The sequence below is a fragment of the Gilliamella sp. X-23 genome, from assembly GCF_057063545.1.
Genome location: NZ_JBXSQG010000003.1, coordinates 191,443 through 209,454, shown reverse-complemented (window position 1 = coordinate 209,454; position 18,012 = coordinate 191,443). Strand labels below are relative to the sequence as shown.

At 36.6% G+C, this 18,012-nt stretch carries 16 protein-coding genes and 1 other RNA gene; 7 read left to right on the top strand and 10 right to left on the bottom strand.

Annotated features, from left to right (window positions below):
• From rlmB to ACYH9I_RS03600, 7 genes are all read left to right on the top strand, one after another.
• Nucleotides 1–762 carry a 23S rRNA (guanosine(2251)-2'-O)-methyltransferase RlmB gene (gene rlmB, locus ACYH9I_RS03630; protein WP_483558987.1) on the top strand — a complete coding sequence of 254 codons (762 nt, stop codon included), beginning with the start codon at nucleotides 1–3 and terminating at the stop codon, nucleotides 760–762.
• A 923-nt stretch (nucleotides 763–1,685) separates the two neighbouring features.
• On the top strand, nucleotides 1,686–3,776 hold the full coding sequence (locus ACYH9I_RS03625) for a BglG family transcription antiterminator (RefSeq protein ID WP_483558985.1): 2,091 nt from the start codon (nucleotides 1,686–1,688) through the stop codon (nucleotides 3,774–3,776).
• A gap of 26 nt (nucleotides 3,777–3,802) precedes the next feature.
• A complete protein-coding gene (locus ACYH9I_RS03620; RefSeq protein ID WP_091346064.1) occupies nucleotides 3,803–4,105 on the top strand; it encodes a PTS sugar transporter subunit IIB in 303 nt (100 codons plus the stop codon).
• Nucleotides 4,106–4,126: 21 nt separating this feature from the next.
• Nucleotides 4,127–5,416 carry a PTS sugar transporter subunit IIC gene (locus ACYH9I_RS03615; protein WP_483558983.1) on the top strand — a complete coding sequence of 430 codons (1,290 nt, stop codon included), beginning with the start codon at nucleotides 4,127–4,129 and terminating at the stop codon, nucleotides 5,414–5,416.
• A gap of 14 nt (nucleotides 5,417–5,430) precedes the next feature.
• Entirely contained in the window at nucleotides 5,431–5,838 is a 408-nt protein-coding gene (locus tag ACYH9I_RS03610) for a tetratricopeptide repeat protein (RefSeq protein WP_483558982.1), read from the top strand.
• An 11-nt stretch (nucleotides 5,839–5,849) separates the two neighbouring features.
• Nucleotides 5,850–6,707, top strand: coding sequence for a class II fructose-bisphosphate aldolase (locus tag ACYH9I_RS03605; RefSeq protein ID WP_483558980.1), 858 nt, complete (start codon nucleotides 5,850–5,852; stop codon nucleotides 6,705–6,707).
• Nucleotides 6,708–6,718: 11 nt separating this feature from the next.
• A complete protein-coding gene (locus ACYH9I_RS03600; protein ID WP_483558979.1) occupies nucleotides 6,719–7,330 on the top strand; it encodes an AAA family ATPase in 612 nt (203 codons plus the stop codon).
• Between the two features lie 55 nt (nucleotides 7,331–7,385).
• On the opposite strand, the gene ACYH9I_RS03595 is transcribed toward ACYH9I_RS03600, so the two are convergent.
• The 10 genes from ACYH9I_RS03595 to mdoH all read right to left on the bottom strand — a co-directional run bounded on the left by ACYH9I_RS03595 (nucleotide 7,386) and on the right by mdoH (nucleotide 18,003).
• The gene (locus ACYH9I_RS03595; protein WP_483558977.1) at nucleotides 7,386–8,846 is read right to left on the bottom strand and encodes a catalase; all 1,461 of its coding nucleotides are present in this window, start codon (nucleotides 8,844–8,846) and stop codon (nucleotides 7,386–7,388) included.
• 163 nt (nucleotides 8,847–9,009) lie between these two features.
• Nucleotides 9,010–9,555, bottom strand: coding sequence for a 5-formyltetrahydrofolate cyclo-ligase (locus ACYH9I_RS03590; protein WP_483558975.1), 546 nt, complete (start codon nucleotides 9,553–9,555; stop codon nucleotides 9,010–9,012).
• Between the two features lie 29 nt (nucleotides 9,556–9,584).
• Nucleotides 9,585–9,766, bottom strand: a non-coding RNA gene (gene ssrS, locus ACYH9I_RS03585) — 6S RNA.
• A gap of 64 nt (nucleotides 9,767–9,830) precedes the next feature.
• Complete coding sequence (zapA, locus tag ACYH9I_RS03580) at nucleotides 9,831–10,115, bottom strand: cell division protein ZapA (protein WP_483558973.1); 285 nt, start codon at nucleotides 10,113–10,115, stop codon at nucleotides 9,831–9,833.
• A gap of 7 nt (nucleotides 10,116–10,122) precedes the next feature.
• Nucleotides 10,123–11,979, bottom strand: a complete 1,857-nt coding sequence (dxs, locus tag ACYH9I_RS03575) for a 1-deoxy-D-xylulose-5-phosphate synthase (RefSeq protein WP_483558972.1) — start codon at nucleotides 11,977–11,979, stop codon at nucleotides 10,123–10,125.
• Between the two features lie 27 nt (nucleotides 11,980–12,006).
• Entirely contained in the window at nucleotides 12,007–12,882 is an 876-nt protein-coding gene (gene ispA, locus ACYH9I_RS03570; protein WP_483558971.1) for a (2E,6E)-farnesyl diphosphate synthase, read from the bottom strand.
• The gene (xseB, locus tag ACYH9I_RS03565; protein WP_483558970.1) at nucleotides 12,869–13,114 is read right to left on the bottom strand and encodes an exodeoxyribonuclease VII small subunit; all 246 of its coding nucleotides are present in this window, start codon (nucleotides 13,112–13,114) and stop codon (nucleotides 12,869–12,871) included. The genes ispA and xseB overlap by 14 nt, the downstream gene beginning before the upstream one ends.
• 126 nt (nucleotides 13,115–13,240) lie before the next feature.
• Nucleotides 13,241–14,602, bottom strand: coding sequence for a DNA recombination protein RmuC (gene rmuC, locus ACYH9I_RS03560; RefSeq protein WP_483558968.1), 1,362 nt, complete (start codon nucleotides 14,600–14,602; stop codon nucleotides 13,241–13,243).
• Between the two features lie 2 nt (nucleotides 14,603–14,604).
• Nucleotides 14,605–15,579, bottom strand: a complete 975-nt coding sequence (gene epmA / locus ACYH9I_RS03555; protein WP_483558967.1) for an elongation factor P--(R)-beta-lysine ligase — start codon at nucleotides 15,577–15,579, stop codon at nucleotides 14,605–14,607.
• Between the two features lie 63 nt (nucleotides 15,580–15,642).
• Complete coding sequence (gene mdoH, locus ACYH9I_RS03550; protein ID WP_483558966.1) at nucleotides 15,643–18,003, bottom strand: glucans biosynthesis glucosyltransferase MdoH; 2,361 nt, start codon at nucleotides 18,001–18,003, stop codon at nucleotides 15,643–15,645.
• Nucleotides 18,004–18,012: the final 9 nt, after the last annotated feature.

Below are 18,012 nucleotides of genomic sequence, written 5' to 3'. Positions count from 1 at the left end.
ATGAGTGAAACAGTTTATGGCCTGCATGCCATTGAAGCATTATTAGCGCGTTCGCCAGAAAGAATCATCGAAGTATTTATTATTAAAGGGCGCGAAGATAAGCGCCTTATTGCCGTTGTGCGTCAATTAGAGCAACTTGGCTTGCCAGTGAAAATAGCTAATCGTCAATGGTTAGATGAAAAGTCAAAAAATGGTGTGCATCAAGGCATTTTAGCTATGGTAAAACCGAGCCGAGGATATCAAGAAAATGATATCCCGTTATTGATGGAACAGCAACCAAACCCCGTTATTTTGATTTTAGATGGTGTGACCGATCCGCATAATTTAGGCGCCTGTATACGTACCGCTGATGCCGCTGGAGTCGATTTTATTATTGTGCCAAAAGATCGCTCAGCACCGCTTAATTCCACCGCACAAAAAGTTGCCTGTGGCGCAGCTGAAAGTGTACCAGTGGTTAGAGTGACCAATTTGGCACGCACGATGCGAATGTTACAAGATGAATATCAAGTTTGGATTGTGGGTACTGCTGGCGAAGCTGATCGTACGCTTTATCAAACCGATTTTTATAAAACATCAACAGCAACTTCGCTTGCTTTAGTGATGGGGGCTGAAGGTGAAGGGATGCGCCGTTTAACTAAAGAGCACTGCGATGAGTTAGTCAGCATCCCCATGGCTGGCATTGTGTCATCACTTAATGTGTCGGTTGCAACTGGTGTTTGTTTATTTGAAATTGTTCGGCAAAAATCAGCCATCAAAACCTAATCTGAATGGCTATAACCGTATTGGTTATTTCAATACGGTTATGGCCTAATTCTATAAGTAATTTTGCTATATATTTTTTCAATCCAAAAAATCGAGTAATGACAACATAATAAAATAGCAGGGTATATTATAAAATTAAGGGTAATCCATGATGATATCAGCAAATCAATACCAATTAGATTAATTAAATAACGCTGATATAAATAAGGATCTTGAATTAGCTGACGGGTAATCATAAAAATGAGGCTAATTAAAATGCCAATAAGTAAACCGCAAATGACTAATCCTAACGGTTTTTTTATTTTGTTTAAAATGAAGATTGAAATAAGAATAAAACAGAAATAACACAATCCATAATACATTAAATAATAATATTCAGGTGTATGGTATTGTCTTTTGATAAAACGATAACACCATTGATAACTTAGCACTCCTCCAATAAAATTAAAAAACAATATAATAAATAACTTAATGAATTTCATTGGTTAATCCTTTTTATCTTTAATCCTTTGATTATTTTACCTAAACATGAAGGGAAAATAACACTCTTTCACCCTATATATTAATAAATTCTAAAAATTTTTGTATAGCCATTTCAGACTATGAATATTATTGGGTATGGTTAATGCTTTTGAGATGGGGAAAATACACAATAAAAATGGGTTTGCAAAGTGGTTTTTCATATAGACTACTAGTTTGCAGAACAGGTCGCTGATCTTCAGCTGTTATTGTTAAAAAATAATTATAATCATTAGGTTATTAACATTATTTTGTGTGTGTTATTTAATATTATTTTCTTCTTTCAATCTTTTTTTCCTTTTTGACTAGTAATTTTTGCCAGTTTTATTGGCAAAAATACCAACTAGGTAAGCAAATCTATCTCACTTATACTTAATTTATGAAGTAAATAGGTGAATGAGCTTATGCGAACAAGAACCATTGAGTTATTTAAAAAATTGATTTCAATCGACTATCCGATCACCTCCGAGATGTTGTCGGAAGAGTTTCAAATTAGTGCGCGAACTATTCGCAATGAAATTCAAGAAATTAATGAGTTTTTAACGCAAAGACAATTTCCTTTAATTTCAACAGTGCGTAATAAAGGTTTTGTAATTAATGCGACTCAAGATCAAAAGCTGTTAATTCATGATGCATTGTTGGGTGTACCTATTTCTTCGGTTTTAAGTAAAGAGGAGCGTCAATTTGACTTGTTGCTATCTATTGCTTTTTCTGCGTCTCCAACCATTTTAAGTCATAAAGAAGATGTATATTTTGTATCAAAAAGTGTTTTAGATGAAGATATTAGAAAACTCAAAGCTCGGCTGAAAAAATATGATATTGAATTAAGTAGCCAGCCTAAATCGGGTATGCAGTTTGTTGGTTTAGAACGCTCTATTCGTTTGATGATGTATGAAGCTATTAATCAGTTCGCAGGTAATTTAGAATTTGATAAACCATTAAATGAATTAAGCTTGATACAACAGTTATTGTTTAATTATATTCCTCAATCTCTTATCTGTGACTTATTACAATTAGCCCACCAAACTATTAGCCAAATTCATGATGAAATTTATGTTCAACAAATTGTGATTTTTACCACTATTTGGGTGGTTCGTAACCAACAGCAACATCATCTTACGATGATAAGACCGAATTTTAATAATAATGATTTGGGTGAAATAGCAAAATTTATTCATTTGGTTTGTCAGCATGTTGCTTTGCAAGTTAATCGACAAGAACAACAATACATTATTTATATGTTAGAAGCTTTCAATACTAAGGATATTAATAACTATGTAGAGTGGGTAAATGCGCAGTTATTAGCGATTAAGTTAGTTAATTATGTCGAAGAAAAAACACAAATTCCTTTTTCAACCAAACAAGAGCAGTTGTACGAAAATTTATGTAAACACTTAGCAGGACTTATTGCGCGAGTGAGTAATAATATTCATATTATTAATCCATTACTTGATAACATCAAACAAAACTATGGTGCAATTTATTCAGTTATTGCTATGTTTATGCAAGAACTTGAAACCACTTTAAGTCATAAAGTATCTGATGACGAAATTGCTTTTTTAACTATCCATTTTTCTACCTTTGCAAGCGCAATTAATCAAGAGCGAAGCTACTATTTTAAAGCAGTGGTCTTTTGTGACCATGGTATAGCAACTTCTAACTTATTAGCAGAAACACTTAAAGAATTTTTTAATATTGATGTACTAGCCATTTTAGGACGTAATGATCAAAATTTATTAGCTCAACTCGATTTTGACTTAATATTTTCTACTTTTCCATTACCGCACTTAGCTCATCCAGTATTGGTGTTAGAACCGATTTTAAAAGAGAAAAATCATCCTATTATCACTGATTTTTTAGCTAAGCATAGCGCTAATCAACGTGTTGTAAATCATTTGGTTGATGCAACCGATCTTTTCTATTCATTGGTTGATTTAATTCAACAAAGTGGTGGCATCGTGTCAGCACCTATCTACAACCAACTCGAACAGTGTTTAGCGATTAATAATCTTAAAATCAATAAAAGGAAAATCCAGCCTATGTTGAAAGATATTCTTACCGATAATGACATTATATTGCAGCAAGATAGTTCAAATTGGCGACAAGCGATCAAAATTGCTGCTGAGCCATTATTAAAAAAACAATTTATTTTACCATCTTATATTGATGCCATGATTACGTCGGTCGAGCAATATGGTCCGTATATCGTTATAGGCAAAAATTTAGCGTTGGCACACGCTCGCCCTGAAGATGGCGTAAACCAGTTAGGGGTGAGTGTTGTTACTCTGCGTCATCCCGTGGATTTTGGTAATTCAGAAATGGGACCTGTGAAAATCATATTTTGTTTAGCCGCTATCGATTCGTTTTCTCATCTCAATATTATGCGTAGTTTGATTGAGTTGATTAACGATGAGCAAAAACTTGAAAGCTTAACAATGTGTCATTCGGTACAACAATTTAAGAACATTTTATTTAATGAACCTAATTCGGATTGAACCATTAAATTATAGGAGGATTGAAAATGAGTAATTTAACCATTTTATTTGTTTGTGGTGCGGGATTAGGCAGTAGTTTTGCCGCGCAAATGGCAACTGAAGACGTGCTAAAAGCCAAAGGAATTGATGCCAAGTTGGATCATACGGATATTTCATCTGCTGCTTCTATGAACGCCGATATTATTATCACGGCTGAAAATTTTCGTCCACAGTTTGCTAAGTTTAATATTCGTGAACAGACCTCAATTGTTTATCTCAAAAATATTGTCTCAAAAACAGAAATAGATGAGAAGTTAAGTCCAGTATTGCAACAAAAAGGGCTGCTTTAAATTGCCAAATAGGAGAATACTATGAACGTAATTAACTTTATTATCGATAATATTTTAACGCAAGCCTCGATAACAATTAGTCTCATTGCTATGTTTGGCTTGATGTTGCAACGTAAATCAGTAGGTCAAATTATTTCGGGATCGCTTAAAACATTATTGGGCTTTCAAGTGCTCAATGCAGGGTCAAGTATCATTGTTGGCAGTTTGACCTATTTCGGGCACATTTTTACCGCTGGGTTTGATATGCAAGGGATTATCCCGTCTATTGAAGCGATTAATGGTCAGGCCATGAATCAGTTAGGTTTAGGTCGTGATATTGCTCTGACTTTTTTGATGATTTTTATTTTTAATATTCTAATTGCCCGTTTTACTCGCTGGAAATATATCTTTTTAACTGGTCAGGCTATTCTTTGGATGGCAACTATGACCACGGTATTTGGTAGCTTTGCTGGACTTTCAGGAATCGCGTTAATTGTAGTCGGCGGTTTTGTTGGTGCTCTTTTTGCGGTATTTATGCCTGCTATTGCACAGCCGATTATTCGTAAAGTGACGGGGTCTAATGACATTGCGCTTGGTCACTTTTGTACAATTGGTTATTTGTTTGAAGCGGGTGTTGCTTATGTTGTGGGGGAGCGAGGTGAAAACAAACGTTCAATTGAAGAGATGAAATTACCTAAATCATTTGAATTTTTGCAAGATACCTATCTGTCAGTCATGGTCGTTATGATCCCACTCTATATTATTACGGTTCTTTTTGCCGGTGAGGAGTATGCTTCAACATTATCGGGTAGCCAAAATTATGTGATGTATGCCTTTACGCAAGCCATTATTTTTGTTGTGGGGATCTATGTGTTATTAGCTGGGGTTAGGTTATTGCTCGGCGAAATTGTACCTGCATTTAGAGGTATTGCGATGAAAGTGGTTCCTAATGCTATACCGGCGCTTGATTGTCCTGTGTTTTTTCCTTATAGCCCAAATGCAGTCATTTTAGGTTTTATTACCACATCAATTGGTACTGTGATTGCGATGTTGACGTTGCCAGCTTTTGGATTAGCCATGATTTTACCAGGAATGTTAACTAACTTTTTTGCTGGTGGTACCGCAGGCATATTCGGTAATGCTGTTGGTGGTCGCCGTGGTGCGCTCATTGGTGGTATTGCGCATGGTTTCTTTATTACTTTATTACCTGCATTACTGGTGACTATCTTTAACCAAATGGGCTTTATTAATGCTACAGCAACCGATGTTGATACAGTGACAGCGGCGTTACTCTATGCATGGATTTTAAGTCCTCTATTAAAGCATTTTTAGGATAGGAGTTTGCTATGTTTAACTTTTTTAAAAGAAGTAAGCCCCAAAAAGAGTCGGTTGATAAACCAGACATAAAAAGTAGCCTGACATCAGCACAAATTGACCAAATTGAACAATCAATCAGTCAATTGTTACAACAAATTGATCATACAGATGATGCGGTAACTTTAGCCACATTATGTGAAAAAACAGGGCTTCTTTATTGCCAATTAGATCGTATTGATTTTGCGATTGAGTATTTAGAAAAGAGTTTACAACATAAAAAATCAATTGGAGAGGGGTATAAAGCATTAATGAATTTGTACAACCATAAACGTGCCGATGCCGCACAACATGGTTCAATGGACGATATTGATTTTTGGATGAATAAGATGGATTTCATGCGCAACATTGCCAAACAAGTTACGGTTCAACGAGATTAAAGGAAATTATTATGTATACCACACTAAAAGATGTCACTTTATTAGCTCAAAAACTCAATTTTACTGTTGGTGCGTTTAATACGCATAACTTAGAAATGCTTCCTGATATGCTACGAGCAGCGAAAGAAGTGGGTGCACCAATTATTATACAAACCAGCGTTGATACCGCACGCTATATTGGCTTTAAAGTGGTTGTTAATGCTGTAAAAGCCATTGCCGATGAAGAAATTGTTGATGCTGTATTACATTTAGATCATGCAAAAAATTTTGATGATATTAAAGAAGCGATTGATAGTGGTTTTACCTCGGTGATGTTTGATGGCTCTTCTTTGCCATTTAAAGAGAATATTTTAAAAACACGTGCAGTGGTTGAGTATGCGCATGCGCGTGGCGTATCGGTCGAAGGTGAATTAGGCACGATAGGCGGAACAGAAGAGGGCATTCATGTTGATCCTAATGATCGAATTTATACCAAACCGAAAGATGCGTTAGCGTTTGTTCAAGCCACGGGGATTGATGCATTAGCTGTTGCCATTGGTACTAATCATGGACAATTCAAATCAAAAACAGAGGTGAATATTCCACTATTAAAAGAGATTCATGCTATGGTTGATATTCCTTTGGTTATTCATGGCGGTACCGGTGTTAAAGAAGAGGATTACCCTGAACTCATTAATAACGGTATTCGTAAATTTAATGTTGGCACAGAGCTATTAGTTAATTGGACGCAAGTAGCTAAAGATAAGTTTGCTGGTACTGAAGTCAACAAATCATTACGGCACAATATTATTCCGGCTAATCAAGCAGTTAAAGAAATTGTTAAGCATAAAATGAGTTTGTTTCTTAATGTTAATAGTCGGATTAATTAAGGTGCGTTAGTATGCACAAATATTTAATTTTACTGGCAGGCTGTCCATGTACGGGAAAAACCTATCTAGTTAATCAATTGCAACAGCAATTTAAAGATAGCTTTGTTATAACACCCGATGAAGCCAAAATTTTATATGCTGAGTCTGTTGGCTTTAATTGTAAAGCTGAAAAAGAAGCGTTAGAACACAAAGTTTGGCAGTTTTATTACGGTGTTTTACAACTGTATATGGATGCAGGTAAAAGGGTGATTATTTCTGAATACCCATTTAGTGATAAGCAAAAAAAACAACTGAGTGAATTTGCGGAGCAATATCACTACCAAGTGATAACCATTCGCTTAGTTGCTGATTTTGATGTGATATGGCAACGTCGTTACCTGCGTGATCGTTCACCTGAGCGCCATTTATGCCATATTATGCAACATTATCATTATGGCGATACGTTAGAAAATCGAAATCTTGCTGATGATTTAATTACTAAGGAGCAATTCTACCAAGTTTGCCAAATGCGGCAGTATGATCAATTTGTTTTAGGTAACTTGATTCAAGTTGATGTTACTGACTTTGCTAAAGTGGATTACTCAGGATTATTAAATGAGTTGAAGCAAATGGTTAAGTTATAAATAGCCCTATTATAAAAATGCCGACTAATTTTAGTCGGCATTGTTGTTTGAAGTACTAGCTTTTTATTAGGTCAATATCGATACCTAGCCCTTTGGCAATTCCAGAACCATAATCAGGATGCACTTTGTAGAAGTGTTTGAGCTGTCTAATTTGAATATCACGCTTTACATTTTTCATTGAGCCAACGATATTATCAATAAGCAGTTGCTTTTGATCGGGATTCATTAAATTAAATAATGCGCGTGGCTGTGAGTAATAATCGCCATCCACACGATGATCATGCCTATCCATTGTACCAGCAGGTACATGCATTGGCGGTTCGGCATATTGTGGTTGCTCTTTTGGTGCACTATCTACGCTATTAGGCTCATAGTTAGGGGCATTATCTGGGCTATAAAAACGCATTGCGCCATCACGTTGATAATTATGCACAGGGCATTTTGGAGCATTGATCGGTAATTGTTGATAATTAGTTCCAATACGATAGCGGTGAGCATCGGCATAAGCAAAGATTCGACCTTGAAGCATTTTATCTGGTGATAAACCAATTCCAGGCACCACATTGCTTGGTTCAAAGGCAGATTGTTCAACTTCCGCAAAATAGTTTTCTGGATTACGATTGAGCTCCATGATGCCAACTTCAATTAATGGATACTGTTTTTGTGACCAAACTTTAGTGACATCAAACGGATTTTCAGGATGGTCATTGGCTTGCTCTTCGGTCATGACTTGTATGTAAAGACGCCATTTTGGATAGTCTCCTCGCTCAATAGCTTTAAATAGATCTTCTTGTGCAGAATCTGGATTGGTTCCATCTATTTCCGTTGCTTTTTTAGGATGGATATTTTTGATTCCCTGTTCGGTTCTAAAATGCCATTTAACCCAAGTGCGAACGCCATCTTTATTTATTAAGCTATAGGTATGGCTGCCATAGCCGTGCATATGTCGATAACCATCAGGAATACCACGGTCAGAAAATAGAATAGTGACTTGATGAAGTGATTCTGGTGATAAAGACCAAAAATCCCACATCATTTGTGGATCTTTTAAATTGGTTTTAGGGTCACGTTTTTGGGTATGAATAAAGTCAGGAAATTTGAGTGGGTCACGAATAAAAAATACGGGAGTATTATTGCCCACAATATCCCAGTTGCCTTGGTCGGTATAAAATTTGACTGAAAACCCACGCGGATCTCGCGCTGTATCCGATGAGCCTCGCTCTCCGCCTACTAACGAAAAGCGAGCAAAAATTGGAGTTTGTTTTCCAACATTGGCAAATAGGCTTGCGTAAGAATATTGGGTGATATCATTGGTGACTGTAAAGGTACCATGTGCGCCAGAGCCTTTGGCGTGGACTCGTCGTTCAGGGATATTTTCACGGTTAAAATGGGCAAGTTTTTCGATAAGTTGGAAATCGTCTAACAAAACTGGACCACGGGGACCTGCAGTTCGAGAGTTTTGGTTATCGGCTATTGGTGCGCCGTTATTAGTGGTTAGTACTTTTTTGTCTGACATTGCAACACTCCTTTATATGATATTAAAAAAGCTTTTAAAGATGAAAGACTCAATTGCTTTTGAATAATATGTACTAGGAACTTGAATGGTAGTGCATAGTAAAAAAGTTTTATATGATTATTTTTATACTTAGAAAAATGTGTTTAACTTATTATTAATAAACTTAAGCATAAATAATTTCGGGCAGTCTGACGTCCCAAGGTTTGTTATCAATATGTTGTACCTTTTGACAAGCAAAAGCAAGCCCAATAGGTAAGATTTTTTTTGATTGATAATTTGTTAGTAATCGGTCGTAAAATCCACCGCCCATACCCATACGATAACCACGTTGATCAAAAGCAACTAACGGAGTAAAGACGATATCAAGTTGGTCGTTAGGCAGTACGTTTAATACGTTTAATTCTGGTTCTAATATACCAAATTTATTTTTAATAAGTCGGGTTTGGCTAGTGTATTTTAAGAAGAGTAAATGTGTTGAGACAAAAGGGTGGATAATGGGTAAATAGACAGATTTATTTTGTTGCCATAAATATTCTATAATGGGTTTTGTTTCAACTTCGCCATCGAATGATAAAAATATGGCGATATTTTTTGCAGTGTTAATCGCTTGGTGACGAGCAATTTTTTGATATATAGCTTGTTGCGCAATGTCACGTTCATTGGGAGATAATTGTCGTCTTTTTTGACGTATAATTTGCCTAATATTCATCAGTTTTCACTGTTGTTGCAAGGTCGAAAGGAAGCTCCAAGATGTCGTTAGGGTCGTAACCCTTGAACCCACGGTTCAAGGTGAACATCGTGTTTTAATTTTTAGGTTTCCTTACAAGTAAGGCATACTCACCAATTAAAAATCACTCCGTTCTTAAGATAAGATTATCGGCTCAGGGGACTAACCCATATCGCGATCATCTCAGAGTTAATTACATAATACAAAATTTACCAGATCATACAATGCCATTTGTATTAAATTTACAATTTAAATAGTTAATTGTTGGTATTTAGGGCAGAATCAAGTAATTGTTGTAACATTTTTAGTCGATCGCCAAATTCGTTACTTCGTTCTTTTTCTTTTGTCAGTTCGTAAGAAATATTTAGCGCAGCCGTCATAATAAGCTGATCACTGCCAACCTGAGGGGACTTTTCTCGTAAATTTGTTAAGCGCGCATCTAAATCTTTTGCAGCACGATTAAGTGCGTTGACTTCATCAACAGGACAATTGAACTTTAATGTTCGTCCAAAAATTTGAATAGTGACAGCTTGAGTTTCCATGTTTAACCTATTGATTCATAAAATTATTAATTTTATCGATAATGTGTTTGTGATCTAATCCCAGCTCTTGTCTTATTTCGCTTTGAGCACCTTGCGAAATAAACTTATCGGGAAGTCCAATATTTAAAATATCACATTTTATTTTTTTCGATAATAAGTATTCACCGACGCCGCTACCTGCTCCGCCTTTGATACTGTTTTCTTCAATGGTGACAAGTATATTATGAGTTTGGCTAATGTGCAAAAGGACTTTTTTATCCAGTGGTTTAACAAAACGCATATCAATGACTGTAGCATTAATTTGTTCTGCTGCTTGTAAAACTTCTGGAAGCAAAGTGCCAAAATTAAGTAAAGCGATATTTTTTCCTTGTCGACATAATTTAGATTGACCTAGCGGAATTGTGGTTAATGGCATGAGTTGTGTGCCTGTACCTTCACCTCGTGGGTAACGTACTGCTGCTGGTCCATTATGTAAGTAGCCGGTGTAGAGCATTTGTCGGCATTCGTTTTCATCACTTGGGGTCATGATGACCATATTGGGTACGCAGCGTAGATAACTTAAGTCAAATGCACCTTGATGTGTTTCGCCATCAGCACCTACGATGCCAGCGCGATCGATGGCAAATAATACTGGTAGGTTTTGGATGGCAACATCATGGATAACTTGATCGTAAGCTCGTTGCAAAAAAGTTGAGTAAATAGCTACAACAGGCTTTAAGTCACTAATTGCAAATCCAGCAGCTAGGGTAACAGCATGTTGTTCGGCTATTGCAACATCAAAAAATTGGTCAGGATAAAGATTGGCAAATTTTGTCATACCTGAACCTTCACTCATTGCTGGGGTTATTGCCATTAAACGCTTATCATTTTGCGCTATTTCGCAGAGCCAATCTCCAAAAACTTGCGAATATGTTGGGATTGCTTTTTTAGCGATAGGTAATATGCCATCATTAGGGTTAAATTTAGGTACACCATGCCATAGAGTGGGGTCTTTTTCAGCTGGTGCATAACCTTTGCCTTTTTGTGTAATCACATGAAGTAGCTGTGGTCCTTTTAGCTGGCGAACTTTCTGTAAAGTTGAGACCAGACTATCAACGTCATGTCCGTCAATAGGACCTATATAATTAAAACCAAGCTCTTCAAATAAGATCGCGGGTGTGACTAAGCCTTTTAAGTGTTCTTCAGTCTTTTTAATCAGTTCTTTTAATGGCGGAATATTTGCTAATACACGTTTGCCACTTTCCCGAAAAGACGTATAGGCTCTACTTGATAAGATTTGAGTAAGATGTTGGTTTAGTGCGCCGGTATTTGCTGAAATCGACATGTCATTGTCGTTAACAATCACTAGCATATCAGGTTTAACATGACCAGCATGATTCATCGCTTCAAATGCCATACCTGCTGTTAAAGCGCCATCGCCAATAATGGCCGCTATTTTTTGTCCCGATTGTTTTTTTTGTTCACTAATTGCAATTCCAAGCGCCGCACTAATCGAGGTCGAAGAATGTCCTGTGGTTAGCACATCATATTCGCTTTCATTACGATGAGGAAATGGGTGTAACCCACCTTTTTGGCGGATAGAAAGCATCTGATCGCGACGACCAGTTAATATCTTGTGGGGGTAGGCTTGGTGTCCTACATCCCAGATGATTTTATCAAACGGCGTGTGATAAACATAATGTAACGCTGCGGTTAATTCAACTACGCCTAACCCCGATGCTAAATGTCCACTTGATTGACTAACACATGCTAACAAATATTGCCTAAGCTCGTGGCAAATCGCCGATAACTGTGACTGAGGAAAACGTCTTAGATCCTCGGGCGAGTTTATTTGTTTTAACAAAGGGTAATTATCTAAATTCATTATATAATGTTATCTTTTAGTTAGTTGTTAACTATTTCGATTAATAATAAAACCAGCAAGATTTTGCAATGGCTGACTATTATAGGGTATTTGTTTTAGACTATCGATAGCTTGTTGATAAAGTTGTTCAGTGAGTTTTATTGCGTTATCTAGTCCAATTAATGCTGGGTATGTGCTTTTTTCATGGGCAAGATCTGAACCTTGCGGTTTTCCCATAATAGATTGCTCGCCAATGACATCTAAAATATCATCTTGAATTTGAAACGCTAGTCCAATTGCCTCGGCATAGTGATCGAGCATTAGGTGGTATGGTTTGGCTATTTCACTACAAGCAAAAGCACCTAAACGAACAGACGCTTTGATTAAAGCACCAGTTTTATAACAATGGATTTTTTGCAAATGTTCAAGGTCTATCTGCTGATGTGTGGCCAGTAAATCTAATGATTGACCAAGGCACATTCCGGTAACACCGCTGGCATGGGCAAGTTCGTTTATCATATTAATTTTAGTATTAGCATCAATTAATTCGCTTTTTGCTAGTAATGAAAACGCTAGAGTTTGCAAGGCATCACCAGCCAATATTGCTTGATCTTCACCAAATTGGATATGGCAGGTTGGTTTACCCCGACGTAAATCGTCATTATCCATGGCGGGTAGGTCGTCATGAATTAATGAATAAGTATGAATGCATTCAATTGCTGCAGCCGCTTCGTCTAATTTAGAAAGCGGGCAATTGAACATTTGCCCTGTTAAATAGACTAAAATAGGTCGAATCCGTTTGCCGCCGGCCAGCAAGCTGTAAGCCATTGCTTGTTGGAGTTTGGATGCCTCCATTTCCGAAATATAGGTAGTTAAAAACGAGTCGATTCGTTCTTGTAATGGTTTTAAACTATTCATTATCATCAATTAAGAATTCTGACAATTCGGCATCACTATTTTCAGACAATAAAATCTGAATACGTTGCTCGGCTTGTTGTAACTGTTTTTGTCCTGCTTTTGCTAATTTAATTCCTTTTTCAAATTCATTTAGTGCTTCATCTAATGGTAAATCACCATTTTCTAGTTGAGCTACGATGGTTTCGAGTTGCTTTAGTGTGTCTTCGAAACTCGGTTCTTTGTCTTGTGTTTTGGCCATCTTCAATTCCTCTTTACGTTTGATGAGTATACACTTATTTCAAATAATCGTGAATCATAGCTTTTACTTATTTATAACCGCGCAATAGATGTTAATGCTTGTTAACCTTTGATTTAGTTAATTTAGCTAACTTGTTGATTCATGCTCATCTTCGTTATTCAATTCGTCCATTGATAATAAGGTAATATCTGGGTTAATTGGTTTTTTAACTTCAATACCCATTTCACGAAATCGTTCAATTTGCCCAATTACGTTACCACGACCTTTTGATAATTTGTTCATGGAATTTTGATAGGTTTGTTGAGCTTTGTCTAAACAACTACCAAGGTTTTCCATATCTTCAACAAAGCCACGCATTTTGTCGTACAGTTTACTTGCCCTATCTGCAATCAGCTCTGCATTACGATTCTGATATTCAAATCGCCATAAATTATGAATAGTCCGTAATGCAACTAACAATGTGGTTGGGCTGACTATCATAATATTACTTCTTAAGGCATCATTGATTAATGCGGGATCATTATCGATTGCGCTTAAAAATGCGGGCTCGACAGGAATAAACATCAAAATATAATCTAATGAATTAATGCCAATGAGTTTATGATAATCTTTTTGGCTGAGTTGCTTTAAGTGGTTACGAACAGCCGCTAAATGTTCGGTCATCGCTTTCGCTTTAATCGTTTCATCATCACTATTAAAATGGCGCTCATAGGCAACTAAAGTTACTTTTGAATCAATAACGACATCTCCCCCTTGAGGTAAGTGAACAATGACATCGGGTTGTAATCGCTGATTACTTTCGTTTGTTAAATTGACCTGAGTTTCGTATTCATAACCTGAACGTAATCCTGAATTTTCTAGAATTTGGCTTAGGATAAATTCACCCCAGTTCCCTTGGGTTTTGTTATTACCTTTTAGCGCATTAGTTAGGTTGGTTGCTTCTTTGCTCATTTGCTGATTTAGCTGTTGCAAGTTACGAATTTCATGCGTGAGTGTGTGGCGTTCTTTGGCTTCTTGACCAAAACTATCTTGTACTTGTTTTTTGAAACCTTCTAGCTGTTCTTTAAGCGGCGAAAGTAAAAAATCAAGACTTTGTTTATTTTGTTGCTCAATCTTTTTGCCACTTTGTTCAAAAATACGATTGGCAAGGTTCTCAAATTGGGTCGTAAGCCGTTGTTCACTCTGTTCTAATATCGTTTGCCGTTCTTGTGTGGCACTTAACGTTTCTTCTAAACGCGTTTTGAGTTCACTAATTTTGACATTTTGCGCTAGATTCTGTTGTCGGTACTGATCTAACTCATGCTCCAGCTGTTTTATTTGAATTGTTAAGGATTGGTTTTCTTCCTTTTTTTGAATCAGTTGTAGATCAAATAATTGATGTAAATTATTAATTGTTAGTTGAGATTTTATCGCTAACACTAATAAAATTAGGGCTGTAATACCAATAATAATTGCAATCCATTCGGCTAATCCTAAATCATTGAACATAATTAAGCCCTTTCAAATGTAAATGACATCACTTCATCTAAACTTTTGCACTCTAGAGCAAGCATAATTAAACGATCTAATCCTACGGCAACACCCGCACAGTCAGGTAGACCTGCTTCCATGGCGGCGAGTAACTCAATGTCAATATTTTGTGCTGGTAAGTTTTGATTTTCGCGATCTAAATTATTTTGTTCAAAACGCATTCGTTGTTCTTGAGCATTAGTTAGTTCTTTAAAACCATTAGCAAGTTCAACACCTTTGTAATAGAACTCGAAACGGCTCGCTACCCGATGATCTTCGGAACTAATGGCAGCTAATGCAGCTTGTGATGCCGGAAAGTTAAATACGGCAATAGGCTTATCTTGACCAATATGCGGTTCAACGCCAAAAGTGAACAAGCATTGGAGTAATCCATCTTTATCGTAATTGTCTGTATTAAGTCCTATATCGAGTTGATTTGCGGCATTGACTAAAGTTGCATGATCCGCTTCTAAAGGGTCAATATTCAAATGACGTTGAAATACCTTTTGATAAGAAATTCGTTCAGCAGATTCACAATCTAAAATAGTTTGTAGCAAGTCATCAACTTCATTGATCATTTGCATCATATCAAATTGGATTCGATACCATTCGAGCATGGTGAATTCAGGATTATGGTAACGGCTGACTTCTTCATGATTACGAAAACATTTACATATTTGATAAATAGGACCACTGCCGGCAGAAAGTAAGCGTTTCATATGATATTCTGGGCTAGTAATTAATGACATTTGTTGCCCTTGTTGCTCTTCGAACTCCCCAGGTTTTAAGAATTTAGTGTGAAAAGAGCTTAAATGCACGTCTGTTACTGCATATTGGCTTAAGGTAGGTGTTTCAACCTCTAAAATACAGCGATCAGCAAAAAATTGACGTACTTGAGAAACAATTTTTGCGCGCTTAAGTAAATTATTGATAGATGCAGAAGGTTGCCAAGTCATAAAAAATATCCATGGAATTTGATTATTTACTAAAAAAGAAAAATAGGGCCAAAGCCCTATTTTTTATTGCTGGCGTTCATTTTGCCATAAAGTGAATAGATTGTCGTATTTTTCTTGCTGTTGCCATATATGACGATGTAATGCGGAAAGAATAATGGGATCTTCTAAAATGGCTAACTGCTTTTCTTTACTGATTTTTTCTAAATCTATTTGTTGATATTGCGTAATAAGCTCATGGCGTTTTTGTTGGTTTTTAGTGTTTACTTGATGTCGTGAAGTCGATAATGCACACGCAAGTGCATTATAGACAGGATCGACCAACGCCATAACAAAGCCATTTTCAATAAATGCCGCTTCAGTTTTAACTAAATATTCACCCGTAAGTGTGATTGCTTTTGCGGGGTGAGTTTCTTCTGGCGTTAAAAATAACCCTGCTTTTTTTGCTTTCATACCAATGCTTGAAAGTCCTGATATTCGAATGACTAAAGGCGAAATAGTTAAAGGTATCAATATGGCAATATACCAATAAGTAAATTGCGGATTTAACCAGATAATCACCCATAACCACACAATACCTAACAACGATAGTGGCCAACAAAAATAAAAGGATTCACCCCATGTTAGCGCATCGTCACTTCGAGATGGTGATTTCCATTGAATTTTGCTGCCCATCCATGCTTTAAGTACAAATTTACTATGGAAGATCATGCGTATTGGCGCTAAGATCATTGACCAAATCATTTCAATAAAGATTGATAGGGTTAACTTAAATATACCACCAACATCTTTTGCACCTGTTCTAGCTATAATAATGCCATAGCTGAAAAACTTAGGTGCAAACAATAAAACCATCGTGGTTGAGAGTAGCTGTATAGCCAATTGCTCATCCCACCTTGGCCAAGTTGGATAAAACTGGTTAGGTTGGAAGAAATATTGAGGTTCAGAAATATTAAACACCAATAATAATAGTGTTGAGAATATTAAAAACACTAGCCACAATAATGACGAAATATAAGCCATGCCACTGGTTGCAAACATTATGCGATGGGTCAATTTAATTCCGCTTTTGAAGATTAATCTTAAATTAATTAAGTTCCCCATACACCAACGATTATCGCGTTTTAGATCTTCAATCATATTACCAGGTAGCTCTTCATAACTGCCGTTCATATTATATGCAATCCAAACGCCATAGCCAGCACGACGCATAAGTGTTGCTTCGACTAGGTCATGCGATAAGATATGAATTGGCCCTTTACGTTTTTGAAGTGGTGATAATATGCAATGTTCAATAAAAGGTTTTAAACGAATCATTGCATTGTGTCCCCAATATTGTGCTTCGCTTAGTTGCCAAAAATGAGTGCCAGAGCAGAAGATGTCACTATAAATTTGGTTGGCAAATTGTTGAATACGTCCGTAAAGCGTAGTCATTCTGACTGATTTTGGGGGAGATTGTAAAATGCCTGCTTTTGGAGTCATTTCCATCATGGCAATCATCTTTAAAATACAGTCACCAGTCATAATACTGTCGGCATCAAGGATCATCATGTATTCGTACTGATGCCCCCAACGGCGGCAAAAATCATCAATATTACCGCTTTTACGTTTGACTCGGCGTTTGCGGTGGCGATAGAAAACATTGCAGCCATTTTGTTGTTTTGCTGCATTAAATTCTGCCCATGCTTTAAGTTCGTTCACATAAAGATCGGGATCATTGGTATCACTTAAAATATAAAAATCACAGCAAGCGGCGTGGCCTGTTTCAACTAGGGACTGATAAGTTGCTTGTAATCCAGCAAATACCCGAGCAACGTCTTCATTACAAATTGGCATAACAAGTGCGGTTCGATGCTTAGTGTCAATATGTGATGCAGGGTCATTAGGAATAGAAATAGTGTAACGGTCTTTTCCCATTACAGCCAATATTAGCCCCATGATGCTGGTCCAAAAACCAATCGAAATCCAGAAAAACAAAATAGCAAATAAGGTAATAATCGCACCTTGGATAATATAAGGGATTATGCTGTAAATAGCTAATTCAGGATTGATATCCCAATTTGCCATAAAATTGATTTTTTGCCAACTTTGATAAGGTAATAAAGACGCAAGATAAATGGTTCCATAATATGTTTGTATGGTAATAAGTGCAAACATAATAAAGCGCCGAATGATGGCAAGAATATTTATGCCATGTTTTGATTTGGCTGTATAACGTTGATTCCAGATTTGTGGTTGAATCGAAACACGATCAACTTCAGGATAACTTGGCTGTTGCCTTCGATCATCAATAAAAGAGGAAGTATCACCAACTTGATTTAAACGATATTTTAAAAAATCGACATCGTCAGGTGGTATTGCATTGTTTTCAGATTTCTGACGCCAAACTTCGGCGTCAGAAAGATTTGCAAAGTAATCTTTTTTCATATTTTTATC